We start from the raw sequence: 22402 nt of genomic DNA, 5'->3' as shown, positions 1-22402 counted from the left end.
TGGCGGCGCGCGATGCCCGTGGAAGAATGCGGACATGCGTCCCATCAAGCAGTCCTCCAAGCTCAAGAACGTGCGCTACGACGTACGCGGCCCCATCCTGGTGGAGGCCCAGCGCCTGGAGGCCGAGGGCCACCGCATCCTCAAGCTGAACATCGGCAACACCGCACCGTTCGGGTTCGAGGCGCCCGAGTCGATCGTGCAGGACATGGTGCACCACCTCCCGGAGGCCCAGGGCTATTCGGACTCCCGCGGCATCTATTCGGCCCGGACGGCCGTGGCGAACCACTACCAGTCGCGCGGGCTCGACGACGTCACGGTCGACGACGTGCTCCTGGGCAACGGCGTCAGCGAGCTGATCACGATGGTCTGCCAGGCGCTGGTCGACGACGGCGACGAGATCCTCGTGCCGTCACCCGACTATCCGCTGTGGACGGGCGTGGTCTCGCTCGCGGGCGGGACGCCGGTGCACTACTACGCCGACGAGGAGAACGACTGGTCGCCCGACCTCGCCGACATCGAGGCGCGGATCACCGAGCGCACCAAGGCCATCGTGGTGATCAACCCCAACAACCCGACCGGCGCCGTCTATTCGGAGGACGTCCTGCGCGGGCTCGCCGACCTGGCCCGCCGCCACGACCTGGTCGTCCTCAGCGACGAGATCTACGAGAAGATCGTCTACGACGAGGCCAAGCACCACTTCATGGCCAGCTACACCGGCGACGACGTCCTCTGCCTGACGTTCAGCGGGCTGTCGAAGGCGTACCGGGTGTGCGGCTATCGCGCCGGCTGGGTCGCCATCACCGGGCCGAAGGAGATCGCCGAGGACTTCCTCGAGGGGCTGACGCTGCTGTCGAACATGCGCATGTGCGCCAACGTCCCGGCGCAGCACGCCATCCAGACCGCGCTCGGTGGACGGCAGACCATCGACGAACTGGTGGGGCCCGGCGGGCGCCTGCACGCGCAGCGCGAGGTCGCGCACCGGCTGCTGTCGGAGATCCCCGGCGTGAGCGTGGTCAAGCCGATGGGCGCGCTGTACTGCTTCCCGCGGCTGGACCCGGAGGTCTACGCGATCGAGGACGACGAGGCGTTCGTGATCGACCTGCTGCGGGCGAAGAAGATCCTCGTCACGCACGGGACGGGGTTCAACTGGCCGAAGCCGGACCACTTCCGGTTGGTGATCCTGCCTGATGAGGAGTTGCTGACGGAGGCGATCGGGAGGATCGGGGAGTTCTTGGGGACGCGGAGGTAGGGGCTTCTGGGGGCGGTTTTGTGGCTTGGGGGCTGCGCGTGGGGTCTGGCGGTGTCGGCTTGCGGCTGGGACGCCGGGTCGGCGGCTCTTTGGTTCCGTCGGTTCGCGGCGTCTTTACGCCGCTTCACCCACACCGCCAGACCCCACGCTTGCAGTTGGCACCACCGCCCCTCCGTTTGGGGGCGGGCGGAGGTTGAGCCGGGCCGAGGTTTAGCGCGAATCTCGGCCCATGCCGTGGAGCAGGAGGTGGAGGCCTCCGGCGAAGAGCTCTTCCGGGTCCTGGTCGTCGGGTTGGGCGACGCCGAGGGCGACGAGTTGGGTGTGGCCCTGTTCGTCCATGACGTGGCCCAGGGTGAAGTGGACCACTGTGGACGCGATCAGGTGCGCGTTCCGGATCCCTGTTTCTTCCAGGAGGTCGGTGAGGTGGGTGATGGGGGACCTGTCCGAGAGGCGCATGCTGAGGACTGATGCCACCAGTTCGGCTCCGTCGCGGTGGGACAGCAGGGCCGAGCGGAAGGCGTACGCCCAGGTCGTGACCAGGTCGGGGGCCGTTTGTGCTCGGTGTTCGGGGAGGTCGGTCAGGATGGCGTCGGCCAGGGCCGCGAGGAGGGTCTGTTTGTTCGGGACGTGGTGGTAGAGGCCGCCCACGTGGACGTCGAGGGCTCCCGCGATGCGGCGCATCGTGAGGTCGGCCAGGCCGTAGGTGTCGAGGATGTCCAGCGCGGCCGCCACGACGTCGGGGCGGCTGAGGGGCATGATGGGACCCTACCGCGAGAGGCCCCACGCCCGAGAGGATCTGCCCCGTGCCCCAGAACGCTGTTCGCACCGACCTGCCCGACCTGTTCCGTGAGCTCATCGGGGGTGAGCCCGACGGGCAGTGGGCCGCCCCCGGGCGGGTGAACCTGATCGGCGAGCACACCGACTACAACGCCGGGTTCGTGCTGCCGTTCGCGCTCGACCGCGAGGTGCGCGTCGCCGCCCGACTGCGCGACGACGAGACGTGGACGTTCGCGTCGACGGGTCAGCCCGACGCCGTGACGGTGACCGTCGACGACCTCCAGCCGGGATCGGGGGGATGGGCGGCCTACCTCGCCGGGGTGGTCTGGGCGCTGCGCGAGGCGGGCCACACGGTGCGTGGGGCGGACCTGCTCGTCGACTCGACCGTGCCGGTCGGCGCCGGGCTGTCCAGCTCGGCGGCTCTCGAGTGCGCGACGCTCGTGGCGCTCGCGGACCTCTCGGGCCTCCAGATCTCTCCCATGGACGGGGCGCAGCTCGCGCGACGGGCGGAGAACGCGTACGTCGGTGCGCCGACCGGGCTGATGGACCAGGCCGCCTCGATGCTGTGCACCGCCGACCACGCCCTCCTGCTGGACTGCGACGACCTGTCCACGCGGTCGGTGCCGCTGGCGCTCGGGGACGCCGGGCTGGAACTGCTGGTGCTCGACACCAACACGCCCCACGCGCTGGTCGACTCCGCGTACGCCGACCGTCGCCGGTCGTGCGAGGACGCGGCGGCGCTGCTCGGCGTACCGGACCTGCGGGCGATCACGTCGGTCGACGGGCTGGAGCGGACGCTCGCCGACGACGAGATGCTGCGCCGCGTACGCCACGTCGTGACCGAGAACGCCCGCGTGCTGGAGGCCGTGGAGTGCCTCGACCAGGGGCGTACGCGCGACCTCGCCCCCCTGCTGGATGCGTCGCACGCGTCGATGCGCGACGACTTCGAGATCACCGTGCCGACCGTCGACCTGGCCGTCGAGACCGCCCGGACCGCCGGTGCCCACGGGGCGCGGATGACGGGCGGCGGATTCGGCGGCTGCATCATCGCGCTGTGCGACCTCGGGACCGCGGGCGACGTGGAGGCCGCCATCGCGCAGTCGTTCGCCGACGCCGGGTTCCGTGCCCCGGCCGGGTTCGTGCCGACCCCGGCGGCCGGCGCGCGCCGCGTGGGCTGACCGACGGGCCGGGCGTACCAAATAGTTATCCTCACGTGTCCCGCCCGATGAACGAGAAGTGACAAGATTGCGCGACCGCATCATTTGGAGGAACACATGAAGTCGCGCTTCCTGGCCACCTTGGCCACCTTGGCCATCACCTCGTCCGCCGCCCTCGCCCTCTCGGGCTGCGGGTCCAACTCGCTCGGCAACACCGCGAACCAGCCGTCTGCCGCAGGCGGCTCGAAGCCGGCCAAGGTCAACGAAGCCCTCGCCGCGAAGCTGCCGGAGAAGGTCAAGTCCTCGAAGAAGATCGTGGTGGGCACCGACGCGACCTATGCGCCGAACGAGTTCCTCGACGCCGACGGCAAGACCGTCGTGGGCTCCGAGGTCGACCTGTTCAACGCGGTCGCCGCGAAACTCGGCGTGACCGTCGAGTGGACCCCGTCGGCGTTCGACTCCATCATCACCGGCGTGCAGGCGAACAAGTATGACGTCGGCGTCTCGTCGTTCACCATCAACGACAAGCGCAAGGAGCAGGTGAACATGGTGTCGTACTACAACGCCGGCACCCTGTGGGGCACCGCCAAGGGCAACCCGAAGAAGGTGGACCCCCAGAACGTCTGCGGCATGACGGTGGCCGTCCAGACCGGCACGGTCCAGGAGCAGGAGGACCTCCCGGCGCGCCAGGCGAAGTGCGGGGACAAGAAGATCAACATCCTGCAGTTCGAGGGCCAGGACCAGGCGACGGCCGCCGTCGTGTCGGGCAAGGCCGACGCCATGCTGGCCGACTCGCCGGTGGTGGCGTACGCGGTGAAGCAGTCCGGCGGCAAGCTCGAGCAGGTCGGCCAGATGTATGACGCGTCGCCGTACGGCTTCGTCGTGCCGAAGGACCAGAAGGACTTCGCCGAGGCCCTGACCGGCGCCCTCACCGAGCTCAAGTCGGAGGGCGGCTACGAGGCCGCACTGAAGAAGTGGGGCACCGAGGGCGGCGCCATCAGCGACTTCAAGGTCAACCCCTGAGCATGACCGACCCTTCAGCGACCGCGTCGGCGGCCGGGACGAGCGATCGTCCCGGCCGCATCGACGCCGTCCCCGTACGCCACCCCTGGCGCTGGGTGGCGGTTGCCGTCCTCGCCGTGCTCACGCTCATGTTCGTCAACATGCTGCTGTTCAACCCCGCCTTCGACTGGCCGTTCATCGCCGAGGCCATGAACCAGAAGCCCGTCATCGAGGGATTCCTCAAGGGGACACTGCTCGTCACGGTGCTGTCGATGGTGCTCGGGGTGCTGGGCGGCGTGCTGCTCGCGGTCATGCGGCTGTCGTCGAACCCCATCCTGTCGAGCTTCTCGTGGGCCTACACGTGGTTCTTCCGGGCGATCCCGCGCTATGTGCTGCTGACGATCATGGGCGCGCTCGGCATCGTGTTCCAGGAGGGCATCAGCCTCGGCGTGCCGTTCGACTGGAAGATCATCGAGTGGCTCGGCCTCAGCGGCTCGTGGCGGTTCATGACGCTCGACGCCAACAAGATCTTCGCGGGCATGGCGGGCGCGGTGCTCGGCATGGCGGCGTCGGAGGCGGCGTACATGGCGGAGATCGCGCGCGCCGGCATTCTCTCGGTCGACAAGGGCCAGAGCGAGGCGGCGCAGGCGCTCGGCATGAGCCCCGGCAAGGCCATGTGGCGCGTGGTGCTGCCCCAGGCCATGCGCGTGATCGTGCCGCCGACCGGCAACGAGACCATCGCCATGCTGAAGGACACGTCGTTGCTGATCGCGATCCCGCTGTCGACCGAGCTGTTCTTCCAGCTGCGGGCGATTGGGTCGCGGACCTACCAGACGTTCCCGGTCCTGATCTCGGCGACGCTGTACTACCTCATCGCCACGTCGGTGCTCATGATCGGCCAGGCCTGGCTGGAGCGCCGCTTCGGGCGCGGGTTCGGCGGCGCCGGTCAGGACCGCCCCATCGCGATCGGAAATGACCATTGAGCACGAACGCTGAGTCGCCCATCCCCGCGTCCGCGGCCGACGAAGGCCAGCCCGAGGGCCAGTCCGGCCACCACGTGGACCGCTCGGGGCCGCCCGTCGTGCGCGCCGTGAACGTGCACAAGCAGTTCGGCAAGGTCGAGGTGCTGCGCGGCATCGACCTCGACGTCCACCGCGGTGAGGTCGTCTGCCTTCTCGGCCCCTCCGGCTCCGGCAAGACCACGTTCCTCCGCCTGATCAACCAGATGGAGACGCTGACCGGTGGCCGCATCTGGGTCAACGACGAACTGGTCGGTGTCGAGGAACGCAAGGGGAAGCTGCACACGCGTACGCCGAAGGACATCGCGCGCCAGCGCTCGTCGATCGGCATGGTGTTCCAGCGCTTCAACCTGTTCCCCCACATGACCGCGCTCGGCAACGTCATGGAGGCGCCGGTGCAGGTCAAGGGCGTCGCCCGCGCGACCGCGAAGAAGGAGGCCCTCGAGCTCCTCGACATGGTCGGGCTCGCCGAGCGGGCCAACTTCTATCCGTCGCAGCTGTCGGGCGGCCAGCAGCAGCGCGTCGCCATCGCCCGCGCGCTCGCCATGAAGCCCGGCCTGATGCTGTTCGACGAGCCCACCTCGGCGCTCGACCCCGAACTCGTCGGGGAGGTGCTGGCCGTGATGAAGCGACTGGCGCGCGACGGCATGACCATGGTCGTGGTCACCCACGAGATGGGTTTCGCGCGCGAGGTCGCCGACCGCGTCGTGTTCATGGCCGAAGGCATGGTCGTCGAGGAGGGCACCCCGCAGCAGGTGCTGCACGCCCCGAAGGAGGCGCGTACGCGGGAGTTCCTGTCGCGCGTCCGCAGCGAGGCCCAGACCAAGGACGCGGCACTGGACTCGGTGATCGGCGTGCTGGAGTAGACCTTCGCTCAACGGACGGGAGTGGGCTCCTCGGGCGTGGCCGGCCCCACCAGGGCGCGGGTCGCGGCCGGGCTCACGAGGCAGCCGATCACGATCAGGGCCAGCACGCCGAGGGTGACGCCGATCCAGACCGTCGCGCCGCCGAGGAAGCTGTAGGCCACCGGCAGGTGGATCAGCTGCGTGGCCACGGCGGGTCCGCGGGACCAGGCCCGCGTACGCCACAGCCCGCGAGCGATCAGGACCAGGGCCACGGCGTACGCGACCATGAGGATGGCCGAGCCGATGCCGACGACCGCGCGGTCGGGCCGCACCTGGAAGGCCTCGAACACGCCCAGGGCCGCCGAGACCAGGGCCAGGAGCGCCAGGATGGCTGCGGCCACGCGTACGGGCGGGGGGGCCGAGCCTCGGTCGGGCACGGTCGGCGGGGTCTGGGGGACGGAATCGGCGGGCACGAGGAGCAAGCGTACGCGCGCGCGGCCGTCCGCGTGTCGGCCCCACGCGCACACACGACCTATCACGGGCGATCCTCGCAGTCAGCCCGAGAAAATGTGATTCAACCGACGTGTCAAGATCTTGTTTTCCCGCGTCGTTGTTGCCACTCTTGAGAGCACTGTCGAAACGACCCCCAGTCTTCTACCCCCGCAACGTCGCGGCCAGCGACCGGGTCTCTATCCAAAGGAGTGGATGTACGTTATGGATTGGCGCCACAAGGCAGCCTGTCTGGACGAGGATCCCGAGCTCTTCTTCCCCATCGGAAACACCGGGCCCGCCCTTATGCAGATCGAAGAGGCCAAGCAGGTCTGCAAGCGCTGCGACGTCCGCGAGGCGTGCCTGCAATGGGCCCTCGAGGCAGGGCAGGACCACGGGGTGTGGGGAGGACTGTCGGAGGACGAGCGGCGCGCCATGAAGCGACGCGCGGCCCGATCACGGATCCGCACGGCCTGACCGCCTGAACGTACACACGACCCCGGGGCGTGCCCCCGGGGTCGTTGCCGTGTGCCATAAATCCCCCAGGACCCCGCCTCAGGCCGGGTCGCCGCGCCGGATCGGCATGCTGATGCGGGCCCTCGAACCGCCGCCCTCAGGGTTGTTGACCAGTTCGAACGTCCCCCCGAGGTCACGCATCAGAGTCGAGACGATCGACAGTCCGAGCGAGCGCGAGCGGTCGAGGGTGAAGTCGGGCGGGAGGCCGGCGCCGTCGTCGATGACGTCCACGGCCAACCATCCCTCCGTGGCGCGCGGGAGCACCCGCACGAGGCCCTCGTCGGCGTCGGCCAGGCCGTGTTCGATGGCGTTCTGGCACAGCTCTGTGACGACGAGTGACAGGCTGGTCGCGACCGCGGCGGGGACGAGGCCGAACGACCCCTCGCGCCGCGTCACGAGCCCGTCGCGGCGACGTGCGGCGGCCACCTCGCCCACCATCTTGAGGACCCGGTCGGCGACGTCGTCGAACACGACCTCCTCGTCGAACACCTGGCTCAGGGTCTCGTGGACCACGGCGATCGCCGCCACGCGCGACTGGGCCTCGATGAGGGCCTGGCGGGCCTCGTCGGAGCTGATGCGCCTGGCCTGCATGCGCAGCAGCGCTGCGACGGTCTGGAGGTTGTTCTTCACGCGGTGGTGGATCTCGCGGATCGTCGCGTCCTTGGTGACCAGCTGGCGCTCGCGCTGGTTCAGCTCGGTGATGTCGCGGCACGACACGATCGCCCCCGCCCGGCCCCTGGCGCCCAGCAGCGGCAGGACGCGGAGTCGGACCGAGATCATGCCCACGGCGACGTCGAGCTCGTGGGCGACGTCGGAGGCGAAGACCTCGGCGAGCGAGACGTCGATGTGCTGGCTGGGATCGCTGGCCATCAGGGCCATCGTGATCTCGGCGAGGAACTCGTCCTCGAGGTCTGCTGCCAGCCCCATGCGGCGATAGGCGGTCACGGCGTTCGGCGTGGCGTACAGGACGCGTCCGCGCTGGTCGAGGCGGATCAGGCCGTCGCCCACGCGGGGGCTGAGCACCGGATCACTCGTCGTCCCCTCCACGGGGAAGAGCCCGCGACCGAGCATCTCGGTCAGGATCTCGGCCATCTCGAGGTAGTTGTCCTCGAGCGCGCCGGGGGCGCGTACGCCCATCTGGTTGGTGTGGCGCTCGACCACCGCCAACACCTCGCCGTCGCGATGGATCGGGATGGCGTGCACGTCGACCGGAATGCCGGCCTGCAGCTTGTTCTCGCTCGTCTCGACGATCTCGCCCGACCAATAGGCCTCGGGCACGCCGTGTTCGGGCTGGTAGGCCACGCGGCTGCCGGCGACGTCGTCCTCGAGGGCCGTCGGCCCCGTCGTGGGCCGGATTTGGGCCACCGCCCAGAAGATCTCGGGATCCTCGTCGGGCACCCACAGCACGAGGTCGGAGAACGACAGGTCCGCGATCAGTTGCCAGTCGGCGATCAACCGCGTCAGCCATTCCTCCTGGGAGGGCGAGAGCGTGGTGTGCTGGCGGATGAGGCGGGCCATGAGCTGCATGGGGTCAGCCTAGGCCGCGCCGGCCCGCGTCCGTCACGGTTCGGTGCGGGGCCGCACTCGCTGATAGAGTGTCCCCTCGGCCGCCAGATCCGGTGGCAAAACGCGGGTTCGCCCGCACCACCGCATCCACGAAGGAGGCTCATCATGGGCAAGACCGGTCGCAAGCGCCGCGCTCGTCGCAAGAAGGGCGCCAACCACGGCAAGCGTCCCAACGCCTGATCACTGATCAGCGTACGCACGAGGGCCCCACACCGGACACGGTGCGGGGCCCTCGGCGTTCGTGGGGACGGTCAGGCAGGGTCGCGGCGCAGGTCTGCCAGTGACCGCATGATCGAGGACTTCAATCCCTCGGGCGCCGCCTCACCCCGGCAGCAGCGGCTGACGAGCTGCTTGATGGCCTGTTCGGCGTCGAAGTCCTCGAGGCACGGTTCACAGGCGTCGAGGTGGGCGCGGATCTCGTCGCAGCTGGCCTCGTCGAGCTCATGGTCGAGGAACTGGTGGACGCGACCGAGGACCACCGTGCAGTCGTCGGACTCGAGGTCAGGTGCGTGGTCGGACTGGCTCACTTCGCCTCCCGGGGCAGCAGGTTGTTCTCCCGGACGTGGTCGGCCAGCCGATCGCGAAGTTGGGAGCGGCCGCGATTCAGTCGCGACATGACGGTGCCGATCGGCGTCCCCATGATCTCGGCGATCTCCTTGTAGGCGAAGCCCTCGACGTCGGCGAGGTAGACAGCCAGGCGGAAATCGGGCGACAGGGAGTTGAGGGCCTCGGTCACGACCGAGTCGGGCATGTGGTCCAGCGCCTCCATCTCGGCCGAGCGCAGGCCCCGGCTCGTGTGGGACTCGGCGCGGGCCAGCTGCCAGTCCTCCACGTCCTCGCCGCCGGAGATCTGGGGGCTCCGCTGGGCCTTGCGGTAGGTGTTGATGTAGGTGTTGGTGAGGATGCGGTAGAGCCACGCCTTGAGGTTCGTGCCGGGCGTGTATTGGTGGAAGCTCGCGTACGCCTTCGCGAACGTCTCCTGCACCAGGTCCTCGGCGTCGCTCGGGTTGCGCGTCATGCGCATCGCGGCACCGTAGAGCTGGTCGAGGTGGACGAAGGCGTCGCGTTCGAAACGGACGTCACGCTCGGCCGCGGTCTCGGTGGCGAGATCGACGTCGGCGTCGGGGGCCTCGATCGTGTCGACGTCGAGGGCATCATCGTGGGCGGCGCCGCTCGTGGGGGCGTCGCTGTCGCTGTGGGTGGTCGGCAGTGTCATCACGTATGACAGTACCGGCGCGGGGCATGTTGTGGTGACCATCGCCTGGCGCAACGCCCGTGGCCGGGGCGTTATTCCGCGGCGACGAACCCCTCCACCTCGGCGACGATCAACCGGGCGACATCGGCCTCGCCGAGCGGTCCACGCCTCGGCGGACTCAACGCGTGGGCGCAGTCGGGGACGACGACCAGGCGTACGGAGGGGTCGTCGCGGTCGCCGAGGGCGTCGACGAACTCGGGCGGCGTGCCGAAGGGGTCACGCTCGCCCTGGAGGACCAGGACCCGGGGGCGGGCGCCGAGCAGTTCGGGCGCCCGGGACCGGTCGGGGCGACCCGGCGGGTGGAGCGGGAAGGACAACGCGACGACCCCGGCCACGGGGTGGGCGGCGGCCCAGCGGCACGCGACGCGAGCCCCCGCGGATCGGCCGCCGACGAACACCGGGAGTCTCGGCCAGCGCTCGGCCGCGTACGCCATGGCGGGCGCCCAGCCCTCGTCGAGCCGGGGCGGCGCGGGGGCGACCTTCTTCCCGGCCGTACGCCAGGGTTGCTCGAACCGGCAGACGGCGACACCCCGGTCGGCCAGGGCCGTGAGAGCGACGAGGTCGGGCGCGTCGACGCCTCCCCCGGCGCCGTGGCCGAGGACGAGGACGGCGGACGGCTCGGCGGGGACGTCGGCGTACAGGCGCGCAGGGCCGAGCGGGGTGGACAGGTCGATGACGGCATGGGTCACCGGGCCATCATGCCGGTGGGTCGCGGAGAACCGGCGACTGGCTAGGTTGGGGGCATGACAGCCCCCTATCTCCACGCCGATGCCCAGGTCGCCTATCAGGGTCATCCCGTCACGGTCGTCGGCACGATCCGCCTGACCGAGGACGGCGACCAATGGGCCGAACACCACCTGGTCGGCTTCCCCGTCGACCTCTGGGTGTCGGTCGAGGGCACCGAGCTCGTCCGCTGGACGCAGCGACCCGACCTGGCCCACCTCTCCCCCGCCCGACGCAGCCTGGACGCGGACGACACGACGTTTCGTCGCGAGGAGTCGGGCGAGGCCAGCTATGTGGCCGAGGGCGACACGGGGACGGGACCGTCGGGGACGGTGGAATACCACGATTACTCGTCCGACTCCGGAGCGGTGTTGAGCTTCGAGCGCTTCGACGGCGGCGCGTGGGAGGTCTCGACGGGACGGGCCCTGGCGTCCGGCGATCTGACCGCGTTGCGGTGACCCGACCTCAGGCTTCCGGCGCCTCGGGGAGCGGCTCGACCAGCTCGGGACCGTTGTTGCGGACGTTGCCGACCGCCGGGGACACCGCGTACGCCTCGAGCATCGCGGTCTCGGTGACCTGCAGGAGGTCGAGCGCCTCCGCGGGATCGGTGAGCGCCGGATCGAGCCACCGGGCCCACGCGTCGCGGCCGATGACCATCGGCATGCGGTCATGGAGGTGGCCGACGGCATCGGTGGCGGTCGTCGTGATGATCGAACACGAGCTGACCCAGCGTGCCGGGTCGTCGTCAGCCTTCGACCGGTCGCGCCAGAACTCGAAGATGCCGGCCATGGCCAACAGGTCGCCGTCGGCGCGGTGGATGAAGAAGGGCTGCTTCACCGGCCTGCCCTTCGCGTCGGTCCGGGACGTGGCGTACCACTCGAAGTAGCCGTCGGCGGGGATCAGGCAGCGGCGCGCGGCGAACGCCTTGCGGAACGCCGGCTTCTCCGCGACGGTCTCGACGCGGGCGTTGATCATGCGGGCGCCGCCGGAGAGGTCCTTCGACCACGACGGGACCAGGCCCCAGCGCAGCGGGACGAGCTTGCGGGCGACCTCGCCGCCCTCCTTCGGCTCGCGCTCGACCACCGCGGCGACCTGGTCGGTCGGGGCCGTGTTCCAACTCGGTCCGGGGATCGCCTCGGGGACTTCGCCGACGTCGAACTCCTCGACGAGCTGGTCGACGTCCCGGGCGGCGGCGTACCTTCCACACATGGGGGACAACCTAGTCGGGGGGTCCCTTGGAATCGACCCCGCGTACGCGGTAGGAATATCCCATGAACCTCATCCGCGTTGCTGCCCGCACCATGCTCGCCGGCTATTTCGTCGCCAACGGCGCCAAGGCCCTCAAGGAGCCGGAGGCGTACGCCGCCGAGACCGAGCGCTTCGCGACCACCGTCGTGCCGCTCGCCAAGCGCGTCGCACCGCCGGAGGTCGCCACCTCCATCCCCGAGGACGCCGTCACGCTCGCCCGGATCGCCGGCGCGATGCAGGTCATCGGCGGCCTCGGCCTCATGACGGGCAAGGGCCGTCGCCTCGGCGCGAGCGCCATCGCCACCGCGATGCTCCCCCAGTTGGTCGCCGCCAACCCGCTGAAGGGCGCCTCGGGCGTCGAGCGGGCCGCGAACCGCAACGACCTGCTCAAGAACCTCGCCCTGACCGGTGCCGCGCTGCTCGCCGCCAACGACACCGAGGGCAAGCCTTCGCTGTCGTGGCGCGCCCAGGACCAGTCGCGTCGCATCGCCCGCTCGGTCGACCAGACGCGCCGCCAGCTCGAGGCCGACGCGTCGAAGTCGAAGCGCCAGGTCGCTCGGGAGATCATGAAGGCCCGCAAGAATGCCCGTGCGCAGGTCAAGGCGCTGTCGGCCTGACCCGCCCCGTGTGGGATCCGCGCCACTCCCTCTAGACTCGAGGCCGTGAGCACGCCCAACGACCACGTCCCCAGCCCGCCTCCGGTCCGTCCGAGGCGGGCTGTTGACTCTGGCCCCTGGCCGGCGCCCATCGCGACCGAACCCGTCCACGCGGTGGTCCGCGTACCGGGGTCGAAGTCCGAGACCAACCGCGCACTGGTGCTGGCGGCCCTGGCCGATGGGCCGTCGACCATCACGGGCGGTCTGGACGCGCGCGACACGCGGTTGATGCGGGACGGGCTGCGGACGCTCGGCGTGGCGATCGACGACTCCAGCCCTGGGGCGTGGCGGATCACGCCGCCGGCGCGGTTCGCGGCCGGCGGCCGCCTGGACTGCGGGCTGGCGGGAACCGTGATGCGCTTCCTGCCGCCGGTGGCGGCGCTGGCACCGGGAACCGTTCGCTTCGACGGCGATGTGCAGGCGTACGCGCGGCCGATGGCGCCCCTCCTCGACGCCTTGTATGACATGGGCGCGGCGGTGACCGAGGGTGCGACTGGACTGCCGTTCTCGATCGGCGGACGGGCTGACCTGCCGGGCGGACGGATCAGGGTGGACGCGTCGACGTCGAGTCAGTACGTGTCGGGGCTGCTCCTCGCGGGCGCCCGCTGCGCGCGCGGGCTGGACGTCGAGCACGTGGGCCGCGTGCTGCCGAGCCTGCCCCACATCGACATGACCGTGGCGATGCTGCGCGACCGCGGCGTCGAGGTCCACCAGCCGTCGGAGCATCGCTGGGTGGTCAAGCCGGGCCGGATCGCCGCCCACGACGTCGTGATCGAGCCCGACCTGTCGAACGCGGCGCCGTTCCTCGCGGCGGCCGCGCTGACGCAGGGCCAGGTGACGATCCCCCACTGGCCCAGGCAGACGCTGCAGCCGGGCGACCAGCTCCGCGAAATCCTGACCCAGTTCGGGGCGCGGGTGCACCTGGACAGGTCGGGGCTGACCGTCACCGGCGGGCATCGGCTGAACGGCGTGGACCTCGACCTGTCGGAGGCCTCCGAGCTGACACCCGTGGTCGCAGCGATGGCGGCTGTGGCGCACGATCCGAGCCGGATCCGCGGGGTGGCGCACATCCGAGGGCACGAGACCGACCGGCTCGCGGCGCTGGAGGCCGAACTCGAGGGCCTCGGGTCGGCGACCCACCAGACTTCGGACGGTCTGGCGATCCACCCGCGGGTGCTGCACGGGGGCGACTGGCGCACGTACGCCGACCACCGCATGGCCCAGGCGGGCGCGCTGCTCGGACTGCTCGTCGACGACGTGACCCTCGACGACATCGGCTGCACCGGCAAGACGATGCCGGAGTTCCCCACACTGTGGACGCAGATGCTGGCCGACTCGGCCGACTGGTCGGACGCGCAGGAAGGCGCTCGGTGAGTCGCAGCGGGGGGATCTACGACGACGAACACGCCGGCTTCGACCGCCCCCGGCGGCGGACGCGTCCCCGCACGAAGGACCGCCCGGACTATTCCGACGCCGAGGTCGGGGTCGTCGTGACCGTCGACCGCGGGCGCTATCGCTGCCTGGTGAGGGACGACACGGGCGAGGCCAGGCAGGTGTCGGCCATGAAGGCCCGACCCCTGGGGAAGAAGTCGACGATCGTGGGCGACCGCGTACGCCTGGTGGGCGACACGAGCGGCGAGGAGGGAACGCTCGCGCGCATCGTGGAGGTGCTGGAACGCGAGACCGTGCTGCGGCGCACGGCCGACGACGACGACCCGTTCGAGCGACCCATCGTGGCGAATGCCGACCAACTGGTCATCGTGACCGCGCTGGCCGACCCGCCACCCAGGACGGGGATGATCGACCGAATCCTCGTGGCGGCGTACGACGCGGGGCTGGAGCCGCTGCTGTGCCTGACGAAGGCCGACCTGGCGTCACCCGCCGAACTGGAGGCGGCGTACGCGCCGCTCGGTGTGCCGGTGGTGGCGGTGGAGCCCGGAGCGGACCTCTCGCGGCTGCACGAGCTCCTTGCCGACCGCGTGTCGGTGTTCGTCGGGCACTCGGGGGTCGGGAAATCGACCCTGGTGAACGCGTTGATCCCGGGCGTCGACCGGCGTACGTCGCACGTGAACGAGGTGACGGGCCGTGGGCGCCACACGTCGACGTCAGCGATGGCACTCGAGCTGCCCGACGGCGACGGGTGGGTCATCGACACGCCGGGCGTACGCTCGTTCGGGCTGTCGCACGTGGAGCCGGCCGACGTGATCAAGGCGTTCCCGGACCTGCAGGCGTACACGGTGGACTGCCCGCGGGGCTGCGCCCATGACGCGGAGGCCGTCGACTGCGGTCTGGACGCGGCGTGGCGTGACGGCGATGTGCCGCGCGAACGTGTCGCGTCGTTCCGCCGCATGATCACGGCGCGGGCGCTGCCCTACGACCAGTAGGGGCGCTAGGTTGGCGGACATGGCCTCCTCCGATGCCCCCTCCACCACCCATCGCGGCTGGACCGACGACCTGCGCCTCGCCCACCTGCTGGCCGACGACGCCGACTCCCTCACGATGGCGCGGTTCAAGGCGCAGGACCTGAAGGTGTCCAGCAAGCCGGACCTCTCGCAGGTCACCGATGCTGATGTCGCCGTCGAGGAGACGCTGCGCAAAACCCTCGGGCGCGCGCGCTCGCGGGACGCGATCGTGGGCGAGGAGGGCGGAGAGTCCGGGTTCGGCGAGCGGCGTTGGGTCATCGACCCCATCGACGGGACGTCCAACTTCGTGCGTGGCGTGCCGGTGTGGGCGACGCTGATCGGACTCATGGCGGGCGAGGAGTGCGTCGTGGGGGTCGTGTCAGCACCCGCGCTGGGCCGCCGCTGGTGGGGCTCGGTCGGGGGTGGCGCCTACACGGGGAAGTCGCTGATGCAGGCGACCCCGATCTCGGTGTCGCGCGTGGACTCGGTGGGTGACGCGTCACTCTCGTACTCCTCGCTCGGCGGCTGGGTGGAGTCGGGGACGGGACAGAACTTCGTCGACCTGATGCGGGGATGCTGGCGGACCCGGGCGTATGGGGATTTCTGGTCGTACATGCTGGTGGCCGAGGGCGCGGTCGACATCGCGTGCGAACCGGAGCTGGCATTGCACGACATGGCTGCCTGCTGCGCGATCGTGGAGGCCGCGGGTGGCCGGTTCACGTCGGTGGAGGGCGCGCGAGGGCCGTTCGGGCCGGGCGCGGTGGCGACCAACGGGCCACTGCATGACGTGGTGGTGCGACAGCTGTCGGAGGGCGGGGCGGTCGATCCGGAGGCGCCGCGGACCCGCCCGGAGAACTGAGTTGTCCACAGGTCGGGTGTGACCTGAAGCTGTGTCCACAGGCGGGCAGGTCCGGTGAACCGATCTCGGTCCGCGCCGCCATGGTGTGGGTGTGACTGAGCTGATTCTGTTGACCCCGGAGTGGGTGCACGACGTCGCCGGGCAGATCGCCGAGCGGGTGGTGGCCGCTCCGCGCGAACCCGCCGCCTGCGTGGACGTGTTGCGCGAACTGGAGGACCTCAAGTCTGCGGCGTGCGCGGCCCAGGCGATCGTGACAGCCCATCTCGCGGGCCGGCATACGGATGGGGCGGGGCGCGGAGTGTCCGCCGAGGTGGGACTTGCCCGCCGGGAATCCCCCGCCGTGGCGGCGCGACTGATGGAGGCAGCGGTCACGCTCACTGACGACATGGAGCACACCCTGGGCGCGCTGCTCGACGGCAGGCTGAACGAGCGACGAGCGATGGTCGTCGTCCGCGAGACGGCCGCGCTCTCTCCCGAGACGCGCGCCGAGATCGACACGCACCTGGGCACACGCCTGGACGCCGACCACGGGTTGGGCGATCGCCAGATCGCCGAGGAGGTGCGGAACCTGGCGTACGCGCTGGACCCGGAGGGAGCGCAGGAACGTGCCGACGAGGCGTACGCACGTCGGCGGGTGGTGACGAGGCCCGGACCGGACACTACGACCACGGTGACCGCCCATCTGTCCACGCTGCAGGGCGCTGCTGTTCACGCAGCCCTGTCGGCGGCCGCAGACTCGGCGCGACTGGCCGGAGACCCCCGCGCTCGGAGTCAGGTCATGGCGGACACGCTGGTCGCGCGGGTGACGGGCGACGACGCCGCGGTGCCGGGGAAGATCGAGCTCAGCATTCTGATGACCGACGAGACCCTGCTGGGCCAGTCTGACCGGCCCGCCGTGGTCGACGGTCAGGGTCCGGTGCCGGCGCGCTGGATCAGGCAGGTGCTCTCGGATGCCGAGGATGATGTCCAGGTTGCACTGCGTCGCCTCTATCGTCCCCCCGGCCGTACGATCGCGATGGAGACGAGCTCGCGTCTGTTCACTCCCGGGATGAAGAAGCTGGTGCGGTGGCGGGACGGCATGTGTCGCACCCCTTGGTGCAGCGCGGCAATCCGGCAGTACGACCACGTCGTGTCACATGCAGGAGGGGGCCCGAGTTCGGAGGCCAACCAACAGGGGCTCTGTGAGCAGTGCAACCAGGCGAAGGAAGCGCTGGGATGGACATCGCTCCCCCGAGCTGACGGCTCCATCCGCACCACGACACCGACTGGCCACGCCTACGAAGCGCCCCGTGAGGGACCACTGCAGCGACTCACCGGACCCACATCTGGCGACGCATCACCGCCAGAGGTACGCGCCTCCTAGGCGATCGCACGCAGGCGCACGGTCTCCGGCAGGTCGCGCAGCGCCTGCGCCAGCTCGCGTACGCGATCGCCGCTCACGTCGGTGACCACATAGCCGAGGTCGCCCCGGGTGGACAGCGTCTGCCGATCGATGTTGACGCCGTGATCGGCGACGGCCTGGTTCATGCGCGCCAGGACCCCCGGAACGTTGTGGTGCAGGTGAAGCAGGCGTACACCGGCGAACTGCTCATCGACCTGGACCTGCGGCATGTTCACGCTCATCACGGTCGCTCCGGTCCGGTGGAAGTCACCGAGCTTGCCGCTGACGAAGAAGCCGATGTCTTGTTGGGCTTCCTCCGTCGAACCGCCCACGTGCGGGGTGAGGATCACGTTGGGGATGCCCTGGAGAGGCGAGGAGAAGGGATCCCCATTCTTCTTGGGCTCCTCGGGAAAGACATCCACGGCGGCGCCGGCCACATGGCCAGAGCGCAATGCATCGGCCAGGGCATCGTGGTCCACGACGAATCCACGGCACAGGTTGAGGAACAGTGCCCTCTCGCGCATCATCGCGAATTGTTCGGCACCGAAGAATCCCGCATTGCCGGCGCGCCCGTCGACGTGGAGGGACACAGTCTCGACCTTGGACAGGAGTTCCTCGAGCGTCGTGCACCGCTGGGCGTTGCCGAGGGCGAGTTTGTCCACGACATCGTAGAAGTAGACCCGCATGCCCAACGCCTCAGCCACGACCGACAGTTGGGACCCGATGTTTCCATAGCCCACGATTCCGAGCGTGCGACCGCGGATCTCGTGAGCTCCGGCCGCCGACTTGTCCCAGATCCCCTGGTGGAGCTTCTCGCTCTTGTCCGTCATGTGGCGTGCCATGGAGATGATCTCGCCGAGCGCCAGTTCGACCACGGAGCGGGTGTTGGAGAACGGGGCGTTGAAGACCGGTACGCCTGCGGCGGCGGCGGCCCGGAGGTCCACCTGGTTGGTACCGATGCAGAAGGCGCCGATCGATTCGAGGAGCGGACGCTCAGCCAAGACGCGCTCGGTCACCATCGTCTTGGAGCGGATTCCCAGAATGCCCACGCCGTCGAGGGCCTCGATGAGCTCGTCCTCATCGAGGGCACCTTTGAGTGCGTCGACCTCGATCCCCCTCTCCTCGAACGCGCGCGCGGCATCGGCATGAATGTTTTCGAGCAGGAGGGCCTTCACGAGCGCCGATCCTACTGCGGCCGTCAGCCGCCGATCCGCCGGTCCACGTGCCGGCCAACGGACTGATCGGGCGGCTTCACCAGGACAGCCTGGGTATGGCGGCAAGCAGTTCTTGGGTGTACAGCTCGCGGGGCCTGGCGTACACCTCGGCCGTCGGCCCGGCCTCGACCACCTTGCCCTGACGCATCACCATGACTCGATCACACACGTGACGGACGACCTCGAGGTCGTGGGACACGAACACCATGGTGAGTCCCATCTCCCCCACAAGGTCGTTGAGCAGGTTCAGCACCTGGGCGCGCACCGACACATCCAATGCCGACACCGGCTCATCGGCGATGAGCACCTGCGGACGTGGCGCGAGCGCGCGGGCGATGGCGATGCGCTGACGCTGTCCGCCGGAGAACTCGTGCGGGTACCGGTCCCCCGACCCACGCGGTAGGCCGACCTGATCCAGGACCTCGGTCAACCGCGCCCCGGGCTCGGTGGGCACGTCCTGACGTCCACGCAGCAGCCTCGACCGGAGGGGCTCGGTCACGATGTCACGCACGCGCATCCGTGGGTTCAACGACGACCGTGGGTCCTGGAACACCATCTGGACGTCTGCCCGGAGGAACCCGAGTCGGCGCTCCGGAAGCGCGTGGATCTCCTGACCCCGCAGCAGGATCCGACCGGTCGTGGGCCGGTCGAGCGCCGCCATCATCCGGATCAGGGTGGACTTCCCCGATCCCGACTCACCCACGATGCCGAGCCGTTGTCCGCGTTCGATCACCACGGAGACGTCATCGACCGCACTCACTGAGCGTCCCCGCGCGGCAAAGCGTCGCGTGACGCTGTCAACCTCGAAGACCGTCTCATCCATGGCGACCTCCGTCCTCGGCATCGCGTCGCCAGAAGTCTGCGACCACGGGCAACCGGGCGCCCGGGCTCAAGAGATCCAGCCGCGCAGTGGCCAACAGGCCCCGCGTGTACGCATGCCGCGGCTCACGGAAGACCTCGGCATCAGGACCCCGTTCGACGATCTCTCCGTCCAGCATCACCAGCACCTCGTGGCACACCTGGGAAACCACTGCCAGGTCATGGCTGATGAACAGGCATGCAGCACCCACCTCATCGAGCGACCGATCGAGCAGGTCCAAGACTTTGGCCTGCACCGTGACGTCGAGCGCGGTGGTGGGCTCGTCGCAGATCACGAGGTCGGGCTGGTTGATCAGGGCCATGGCCAGGACGACCCGCTGCCGTTGGCCCCCGGAGAGTTCGTGCGGGAATGTCCCGGCGATCCGATCGGGGCTGGGCAGGCCGACGGCGTCAAGCATCGCCACAACGCGATCGCGCGTACCGCCGCCGCCCGGCCGCGACTGTCCGTGCAGTTCCAGCACTTCCGCGACCTGGCGTCCGACCTTCATGGTGGGGTCGAGTGCGGTCATCGGCTCCTGGAAGACCATGGTCATCCGGTTGCCGCGGAGGCGCGACCACTCGCGATCGGATCGCCCCAACATCTCGACCCCGTCGAACCGGATCGACCCGCTCACGTGGGCAGTCTCCGGTAGCAGCCCCATGAGTGCCAGCGCCGTCACGGATTTTCCCGACCCCGATTCCCCGATGAGGCCGACCCGGTCACCCGAGTCGAAGGCGAAGCTGATTTCGCGGACCACCTCCCGCCGATCCCGACCGAACGCCACTCGAAGGTCCCGCACCTCGACGAGCGCCATCACCGCACCTCCTTCAGGCGAGGGTCCAGGGCGTCACGCAAGCCATCGCCCAACAGGTTGAACCCCAGCACCGCCAGGGCGATCGCCAGTCCCGGCCACAGGGCCTGCAACGGATCGGTGAACAGGAAGGTCTGCGCCTCGCGGAGCATCCGACCCCACGTGGGGGTCGGTGGGGGTGTTCCCAGACCGAGGTAGCTGAGCGCAGCCTCCGCCAGGATGGCGATGCCGAAGGACACCGACGCCTGGACTCCAAGCACGGGCGCGATGTTCGGCAGCACGTGCCGCAGGCCGGTCGCCAGCCGTCCGGTGCCGGACGCTCGTGCCGCCAATACGTAGTCCGAACTCATCACCCCCAGGGTCGCCGCCCGTGCCACGCGGATGAAGTTTGGGATGGTTGCCACCCCGATGGCTGTCATGGCAGTCCACGTCGACCCCCCGAACGCCGCCGCGAGCAGGATCGCAAGCAGGAGGGCGGGGAACGCGTACAGCACGTCGGCCGCCCGCATCACCAACTCCCCCAACCAGCCCCTGGCCATGCCTGCCAGCATCCCGAGCGGTACGCCGACCAGGGCCGCGATACCGACCGCGATGACGCCCACGAGCAGGCAGACCCGTGCCCCGGCCATCAGCCGGGAGACCAGGTCGATGCCGAAGTTGTCGGTGCCGAGGAGATGCGGCCAGCCCGGCGGCAGCATCCGCGCCCCGGGGATGACCCGCTGCGGGTCGAACGGCGTCCAGACGACCGCGACCAGGGCGGTGAGGACCACCCCGAGGACGAGGCCCGCGCCGATCCACAACGAAGCGCGCTTCATGCGTCCCTCCCCCGCGCCCTCAGCCTCGGATCGATCGCAAGATAGCTCAGGTCCACGAGTGCGTTGATGACCAGGACCGCAGTGACCAGGACCATCACGGCTCCCTGGACCACGACGAGGTCCCGCTGCGTCACCGCGTTCAGCAGCAACATCCCCAGTCCCGGCAGGGTGAAGACCGACTCGATGACGATCGCCCCCACCAGCAGGGTGGCGAGTTGCAGCCCGAGCACGGTGACGACCGAGAGCGCCGCGTTGCGTACGCCGTGATGCAGCAGGGCAGGCATCTGGCGCCACCCGATGGCCCGGGCAGTGCGGTAGTGGTCCTCGGACAGCACCTCGATGAACGCCGACCGGATGTAGCGCACCAGAACCGAGGCCTGCACGATCGCCAGCGCCACCACGGGCAGCACGAGGTGGGCCAGCCAGCCGCCTGGGTCGCGGAGGAACGGCACGTACCCGTTGGCCGGGAACCACCGCAGCTTCACGGCGAAGAGGTAGATGAGCATGATGCCCGCCCAGAACGCCGGAATGGCGAGACCGATCTGTGACAGCACCGATGCCGCAAGTCCTGAGGCGTGTCGACGACGCACCGCGGCCAGCATGCCGACCGGCACGGCGATGAGCAGAGCGAGGAGCATCGCGCCGCCCACGAGCGACAGAGTGATCTCCAACTTCGCCCCGATCTGTTCGACAACCGGGCGCCGAGACAGGAAGGAGGTGCCGAAATCACCGCTCACCATGCCCCCCGCCCATTCCGCATAGCGGACGGCCAGCGGCCGGTCCAGCCCCAGTTTCGTACGCAGGGCCTCGACTGCCTGTGGACTGGCGTTCTGGCCGAGCATGACCTGCGCGATGTCGCCGGGGAGGGCCTGGCAGGCCAGGAAGATCAGGACGGACGCCACGAACAGGCTGGCGGCGAAGACGGCCAGCCGGCGCAGCACCTGCACGACGACGGACATGGCCCACAGCGTAGGGGGTGGTGACGCCTGATCCGTGGAGGTTCGATAGACAAGGGGCCATGACGACGATCGGCTTCCACGCCTCGCACGAGCAGATCTCGCCGCGCCAGTTGCTCGCCGATGTCCAGCGAGCCGAACAGGTCGGCTTCTCCGCGGCCATGTGTTCGGACCACTTCGAGCCTTGGTCGATACGCCAGGGCCACTCGGGCATGGCCTGGGCCTGGCTGGGCGCGGCCCTCGCCACGACGAACCTGAGCTTCGGCGTCGTGAACGCGCCGAGCCAGCGCTACCATCCGGCCATCATCGCCCAGTCGATCGCGACTCTCGGCCAGATGTTCCCCGGCCGGTTCTGGACTGCGCTCGGGACGGGTGAATGGAGCAACGAGCACATCACGGGAGATCCCTGGCCCCGCAAGGAACAGCGCCAGCAGCGCCTCGAGGAATGTGTCGATGTCATCTCGCGCCTCCTCGACGGCGAGGAGGTGACCCACGACGGTCTGGTTCACGTCGACAGGGCGCGCCTGTGGGACCTCCCCGACCCAGACCCAAACTGATCGCGCCGGCCGTCAGCGTTGACACCGCCGTACGCGGGGCCACGTG

At 69.7% G+C, this 22402-nt stretch carries 26 protein-coding genes; 14 read left to right on the top strand and 12 right to left on the bottom strand.

What is annotated here, in order from left to right; all coding sequences use genetic code 11:
- Positions 1–34: 34 nt before the first annotated feature.
- Entirely contained in the window at positions 35–1249 is a 1215-nt protein-coding gene (locus ACYVAG_RS06950) for a pyridoxal phosphate-dependent aminotransferase (RefSeq protein ID WP_460768268.1), read from the top strand.
- Positions 1250–1459: 210 nt separating this feature from the next.
- On the opposite strand, the gene ACYVAG_RS06945 is transcribed toward ACYVAG_RS06950, so the two are convergent.
- Complete coding sequence (locus ACYVAG_RS06945) at positions 1460–2005, bottom strand: TetR family transcriptional regulator (protein ID WP_460768267.1); 546 nt, start codon at positions 2003–2005, stop codon at positions 1460–1462.
- Positions 2006–2052: 47 nt separating this feature from the next.
- On the opposite strand from ACYVAG_RS06945, the gene galK reads away from it, so the two are divergent.
- The 4 genes from galK to ACYVAG_RS06925 all read left to right on the top strand — a co-directional run bounded on the left by galK (position 2053) and on the right by ACYVAG_RS06925 (position 6070).
- Positions 2053–3204 carry a galactokinase gene (gene galK / locus ACYVAG_RS06940; protein ID WP_460768266.1) on the top strand — a complete coding sequence of 384 codons (1152 nt, stop codon included), beginning with the start codon at positions 2053–2055 and terminating at the stop codon, positions 3202–3204.
- Between the two features lie 96 nt (positions 3205–3300).
- A complete protein-coding gene (locus ACYVAG_RS06935) occupies positions 3301–4206 on the top strand; it encodes an ABC transporter substrate-binding protein (RefSeq protein ID WP_460768264.1) in 906 nt (301 codons plus the stop codon).
- Positions 4207–4208: 2 nt separating this feature from the next.
- Positions 4209–5168 (top strand): amino acid ABC transporter permease, encoded by a 960-nt coding sequence (locus ACYVAG_RS06930; protein ID WP_460768262.1) that lies wholly within the window; start codon positions 4209–4211, stop codon positions 5166–5168.
- Between the two features lie 74 nt (positions 5169–5242).
- Positions 5243–6070: an amino acid ABC transporter ATP-binding protein gene (locus tag ACYVAG_RS06925; protein ID WP_460768641.1), complete on the top strand. Its 828-nt coding sequence runs from the start codon at positions 5243–5245 to the stop codon at positions 6068–6070.
- An 8-nt stretch (positions 6071–6078) separates the two neighbouring features.
- On the opposite strand, the gene ACYVAG_RS06920 is transcribed toward ACYVAG_RS06925, so the two are convergent.
- Positions 6079–6522, bottom strand: a complete 444-nt coding sequence (locus tag ACYVAG_RS06920; RefSeq protein ID WP_460768261.1) for a hypothetical protein — start codon at positions 6520–6522, stop codon at positions 6079–6081.
- 241 nt (positions 6523–6763) lie between these two features.
- On the opposite strand from ACYVAG_RS06920, the gene ACYVAG_RS06915 reads away from it, so the two are divergent.
- A complete protein-coding gene (locus tag ACYVAG_RS06915) occupies positions 6764–7015 on the top strand; it encodes a WhiB family transcriptional regulator (protein WP_460768639.1) in 252 nt (83 codons plus the stop codon).
- Positions 7016–7093: 78 nt separating this feature from the next.
- Here the strand turns inward: ACYVAG_RS06915 and ACYVAG_RS06910 are convergent, their stop codons facing one another.
- The gene (locus ACYVAG_RS06910) at positions 7094–8581 is read right to left on the bottom strand and encodes a sensor histidine kinase (protein ID WP_460768259.1); all 1488 of its coding nucleotides are present in this window, start codon (positions 8579–8581) and stop codon (positions 7094–7096) included.
- 144 nt (positions 8582–8725) lie between these two features.
- Here ACYVAG_RS06910 and ACYVAG_RS06905 point away from each other — a divergent pair, with 144 nt between their 5' ends.
- Entirely contained in the window at positions 8726–8800 is a 75-nt protein-coding gene (locus tag ACYVAG_RS06905; protein ID WP_369797015.1) for a 50S ribosomal protein bL37, read from the top strand.
- A gap of 71 nt (positions 8801–8871) precedes the next feature.
- Here ACYVAG_RS06905 and rsrA read toward each other — a convergent pair whose 3' ends face one another.
- From rsrA to ACYVAG_RS06890, 3 genes are all read right to left on the bottom strand, one after another.
- On the bottom strand, positions 8872–9147 hold the full coding sequence (gene rsrA, locus ACYVAG_RS06900; RefSeq protein WP_460768258.1) for a mycothiol system anti-sigma-R factor: 276 nt from the start codon (positions 9145–9147) through the stop codon (positions 8872–8874).
- Positions 9144–9836 carry a sigma-70 family RNA polymerase sigma factor gene (locus ACYVAG_RS06895; protein WP_460768256.1) on the bottom strand — a complete coding sequence of 231 codons (693 nt, stop codon included), beginning with the start codon at positions 9834–9836 and terminating at the stop codon, positions 9144–9146. The genes rsrA and ACYVAG_RS06895 overlap by 4 nt, the downstream gene beginning before the upstream one ends.
- 71 nt (positions 9837–9907) lie before the next feature.
- Positions 9908–10564, bottom strand: coding sequence for an alpha/beta hydrolase family protein (locus ACYVAG_RS06890; protein ID WP_460768254.1), 657 nt, complete (start codon positions 10562–10564; stop codon positions 9908–9910).
- A gap of 54 nt (positions 10565–10618) precedes the next feature.
- Here ACYVAG_RS06890 and ACYVAG_RS06885 point away from each other — a divergent pair, with 54 nt between their 5' ends.
- Positions 10619–11056 (top strand): DUF4178 domain-containing protein, encoded by a 438-nt coding sequence (locus ACYVAG_RS06885; RefSeq protein ID WP_460768252.1) that lies wholly within the window; start codon positions 10619–10621, stop codon positions 11054–11056.
- Positions 11057–11063: 7 nt separating this feature from the next.
- On the opposite strand, the gene ACYVAG_RS06880 is transcribed toward ACYVAG_RS06885, so the two are convergent.
- Positions 11064–11807 carry an SOS response-associated peptidase gene (locus tag ACYVAG_RS06880; RefSeq protein WP_460768251.1) on the bottom strand — a complete coding sequence of 248 codons (744 nt, stop codon included), beginning with the start codon at positions 11805–11807 and terminating at the stop codon, positions 11064–11066.
- Positions 11808–11869: 62 nt separating this feature from the next.
- Between ACYVAG_RS06880 and ACYVAG_RS06875 the strand changes: the two genes are divergently transcribed.
- From ACYVAG_RS06875 to ACYVAG_RS06855, 5 genes are all read left to right on the top strand, one after another.
- Positions 11870–12463 (top strand): DoxX family protein, encoded by a 594-nt coding sequence (locus ACYVAG_RS06875; protein WP_460768250.1) that lies wholly within the window; start codon positions 11870–11872, stop codon positions 12461–12463.
- A 45-nt stretch (positions 12464–12508) separates the two neighbouring features.
- Positions 12509–13876 carry a 3-phosphoshikimate 1-carboxyvinyltransferase gene (gene aroA / locus ACYVAG_RS06870; RefSeq protein ID WP_460768248.1) on the top strand — a complete coding sequence of 456 codons (1368 nt, stop codon included), beginning with the start codon at positions 12509–12511 and terminating at the stop codon, positions 13874–13876.
- Positions 13873–14886, top strand: a complete 1014-nt coding sequence (gene rsgA / locus ACYVAG_RS06865; RefSeq protein ID WP_460768246.1) for a ribosome small subunit-dependent GTPase A — start codon at positions 13873–13875, stop codon at positions 14884–14886. Before aroA ends, rsgA begins: the two co-directional genes overlap by 4 nt.
- Positions 14887–14905: 19 nt before the next feature.
- Positions 14906–15763, top strand: coding sequence for an inositol monophosphatase family protein (locus ACYVAG_RS06860; protein ID WP_460768245.1), 858 nt, complete (start codon positions 14906–14908; stop codon positions 15761–15763).
- A gap of 91 nt (positions 15764–15854) precedes the next feature.
- Complete coding sequence (locus ACYVAG_RS06855) at positions 15855–17126, top strand: HNH endonuclease (protein ID WP_460768244.1); 1272 nt, start codon at positions 15855–15857, stop codon at positions 17124–17126.
- On the opposite strand, the gene serA is transcribed toward ACYVAG_RS06855, so the two are convergent.
- The 5 genes from serA to ACYVAG_RS06830 form a co-directional block, all read right to left on the bottom strand.
- The gene (gene serA, locus ACYVAG_RS06850; protein ID WP_460768243.1) at positions 17123–18319 is read right to left on the bottom strand and encodes a phosphoglycerate dehydrogenase; all 1197 of its coding nucleotides are present in this window, start codon (positions 18317–18319) and stop codon (positions 17123–17125) included. The genes ACYVAG_RS06855 and serA overlap by 4 nt on opposite strands.
- Before the next feature lie 76 nt (positions 18320–18395).
- On the bottom strand, positions 18396–19181 hold the full coding sequence (locus ACYVAG_RS06845) for an ABC transporter ATP-binding protein (protein WP_460768241.1): 786 nt from the start codon (positions 19179–19181) through the stop codon (positions 18396–18398).
- Positions 19174–20031, bottom strand: a complete 858-nt coding sequence (locus tag ACYVAG_RS06840; protein WP_460768239.1) for an ABC transporter ATP-binding protein — start codon at positions 20029–20031, stop codon at positions 19174–19176. Before ACYVAG_RS06840 ends, ACYVAG_RS06845 begins: the two co-directional genes overlap by 8 nt.
- A complete protein-coding gene (locus tag ACYVAG_RS06835; RefSeq protein ID WP_460768238.1) occupies positions 20031–20843 on the bottom strand; it encodes an ABC transporter permease in 813 nt (270 codons plus the stop codon). The genes ACYVAG_RS06840 and ACYVAG_RS06835 overlap by 1 nt, the downstream gene beginning before the upstream one ends.
- Positions 20840–21802, bottom strand: a complete 963-nt coding sequence (locus ACYVAG_RS06830) for an ABC transporter permease (protein WP_460768236.1) — start codon at positions 21800–21802, stop codon at positions 20840–20842. The genes ACYVAG_RS06835 and ACYVAG_RS06830 overlap by 4 nt, the downstream gene beginning before the upstream one ends.
- A gap of 59 nt (positions 21803–21861) precedes the next feature.
- On the opposite strand from ACYVAG_RS06830, the gene ACYVAG_RS06825 reads away from it, so the two are divergent.
- Positions 21862–22356 carry an LLM class flavin-dependent oxidoreductase gene (locus ACYVAG_RS06825; RefSeq protein ID WP_460768235.1) on the top strand — a complete coding sequence of 165 codons (495 nt, stop codon included), beginning with the start codon at positions 21862–21864 and terminating at the stop codon, positions 22354–22356.
- Positions 22357–22402 lie beyond the last annotated feature (46 nt).

It is taken from the genome of Mariniluteicoccus flavus (genome assembly GCF_054776655.1).
The sequence above is the reverse complement of the archived record's forward strand: the minus strand, read 5'-3'. Positions and strand labels throughout refer to the sequence as shown.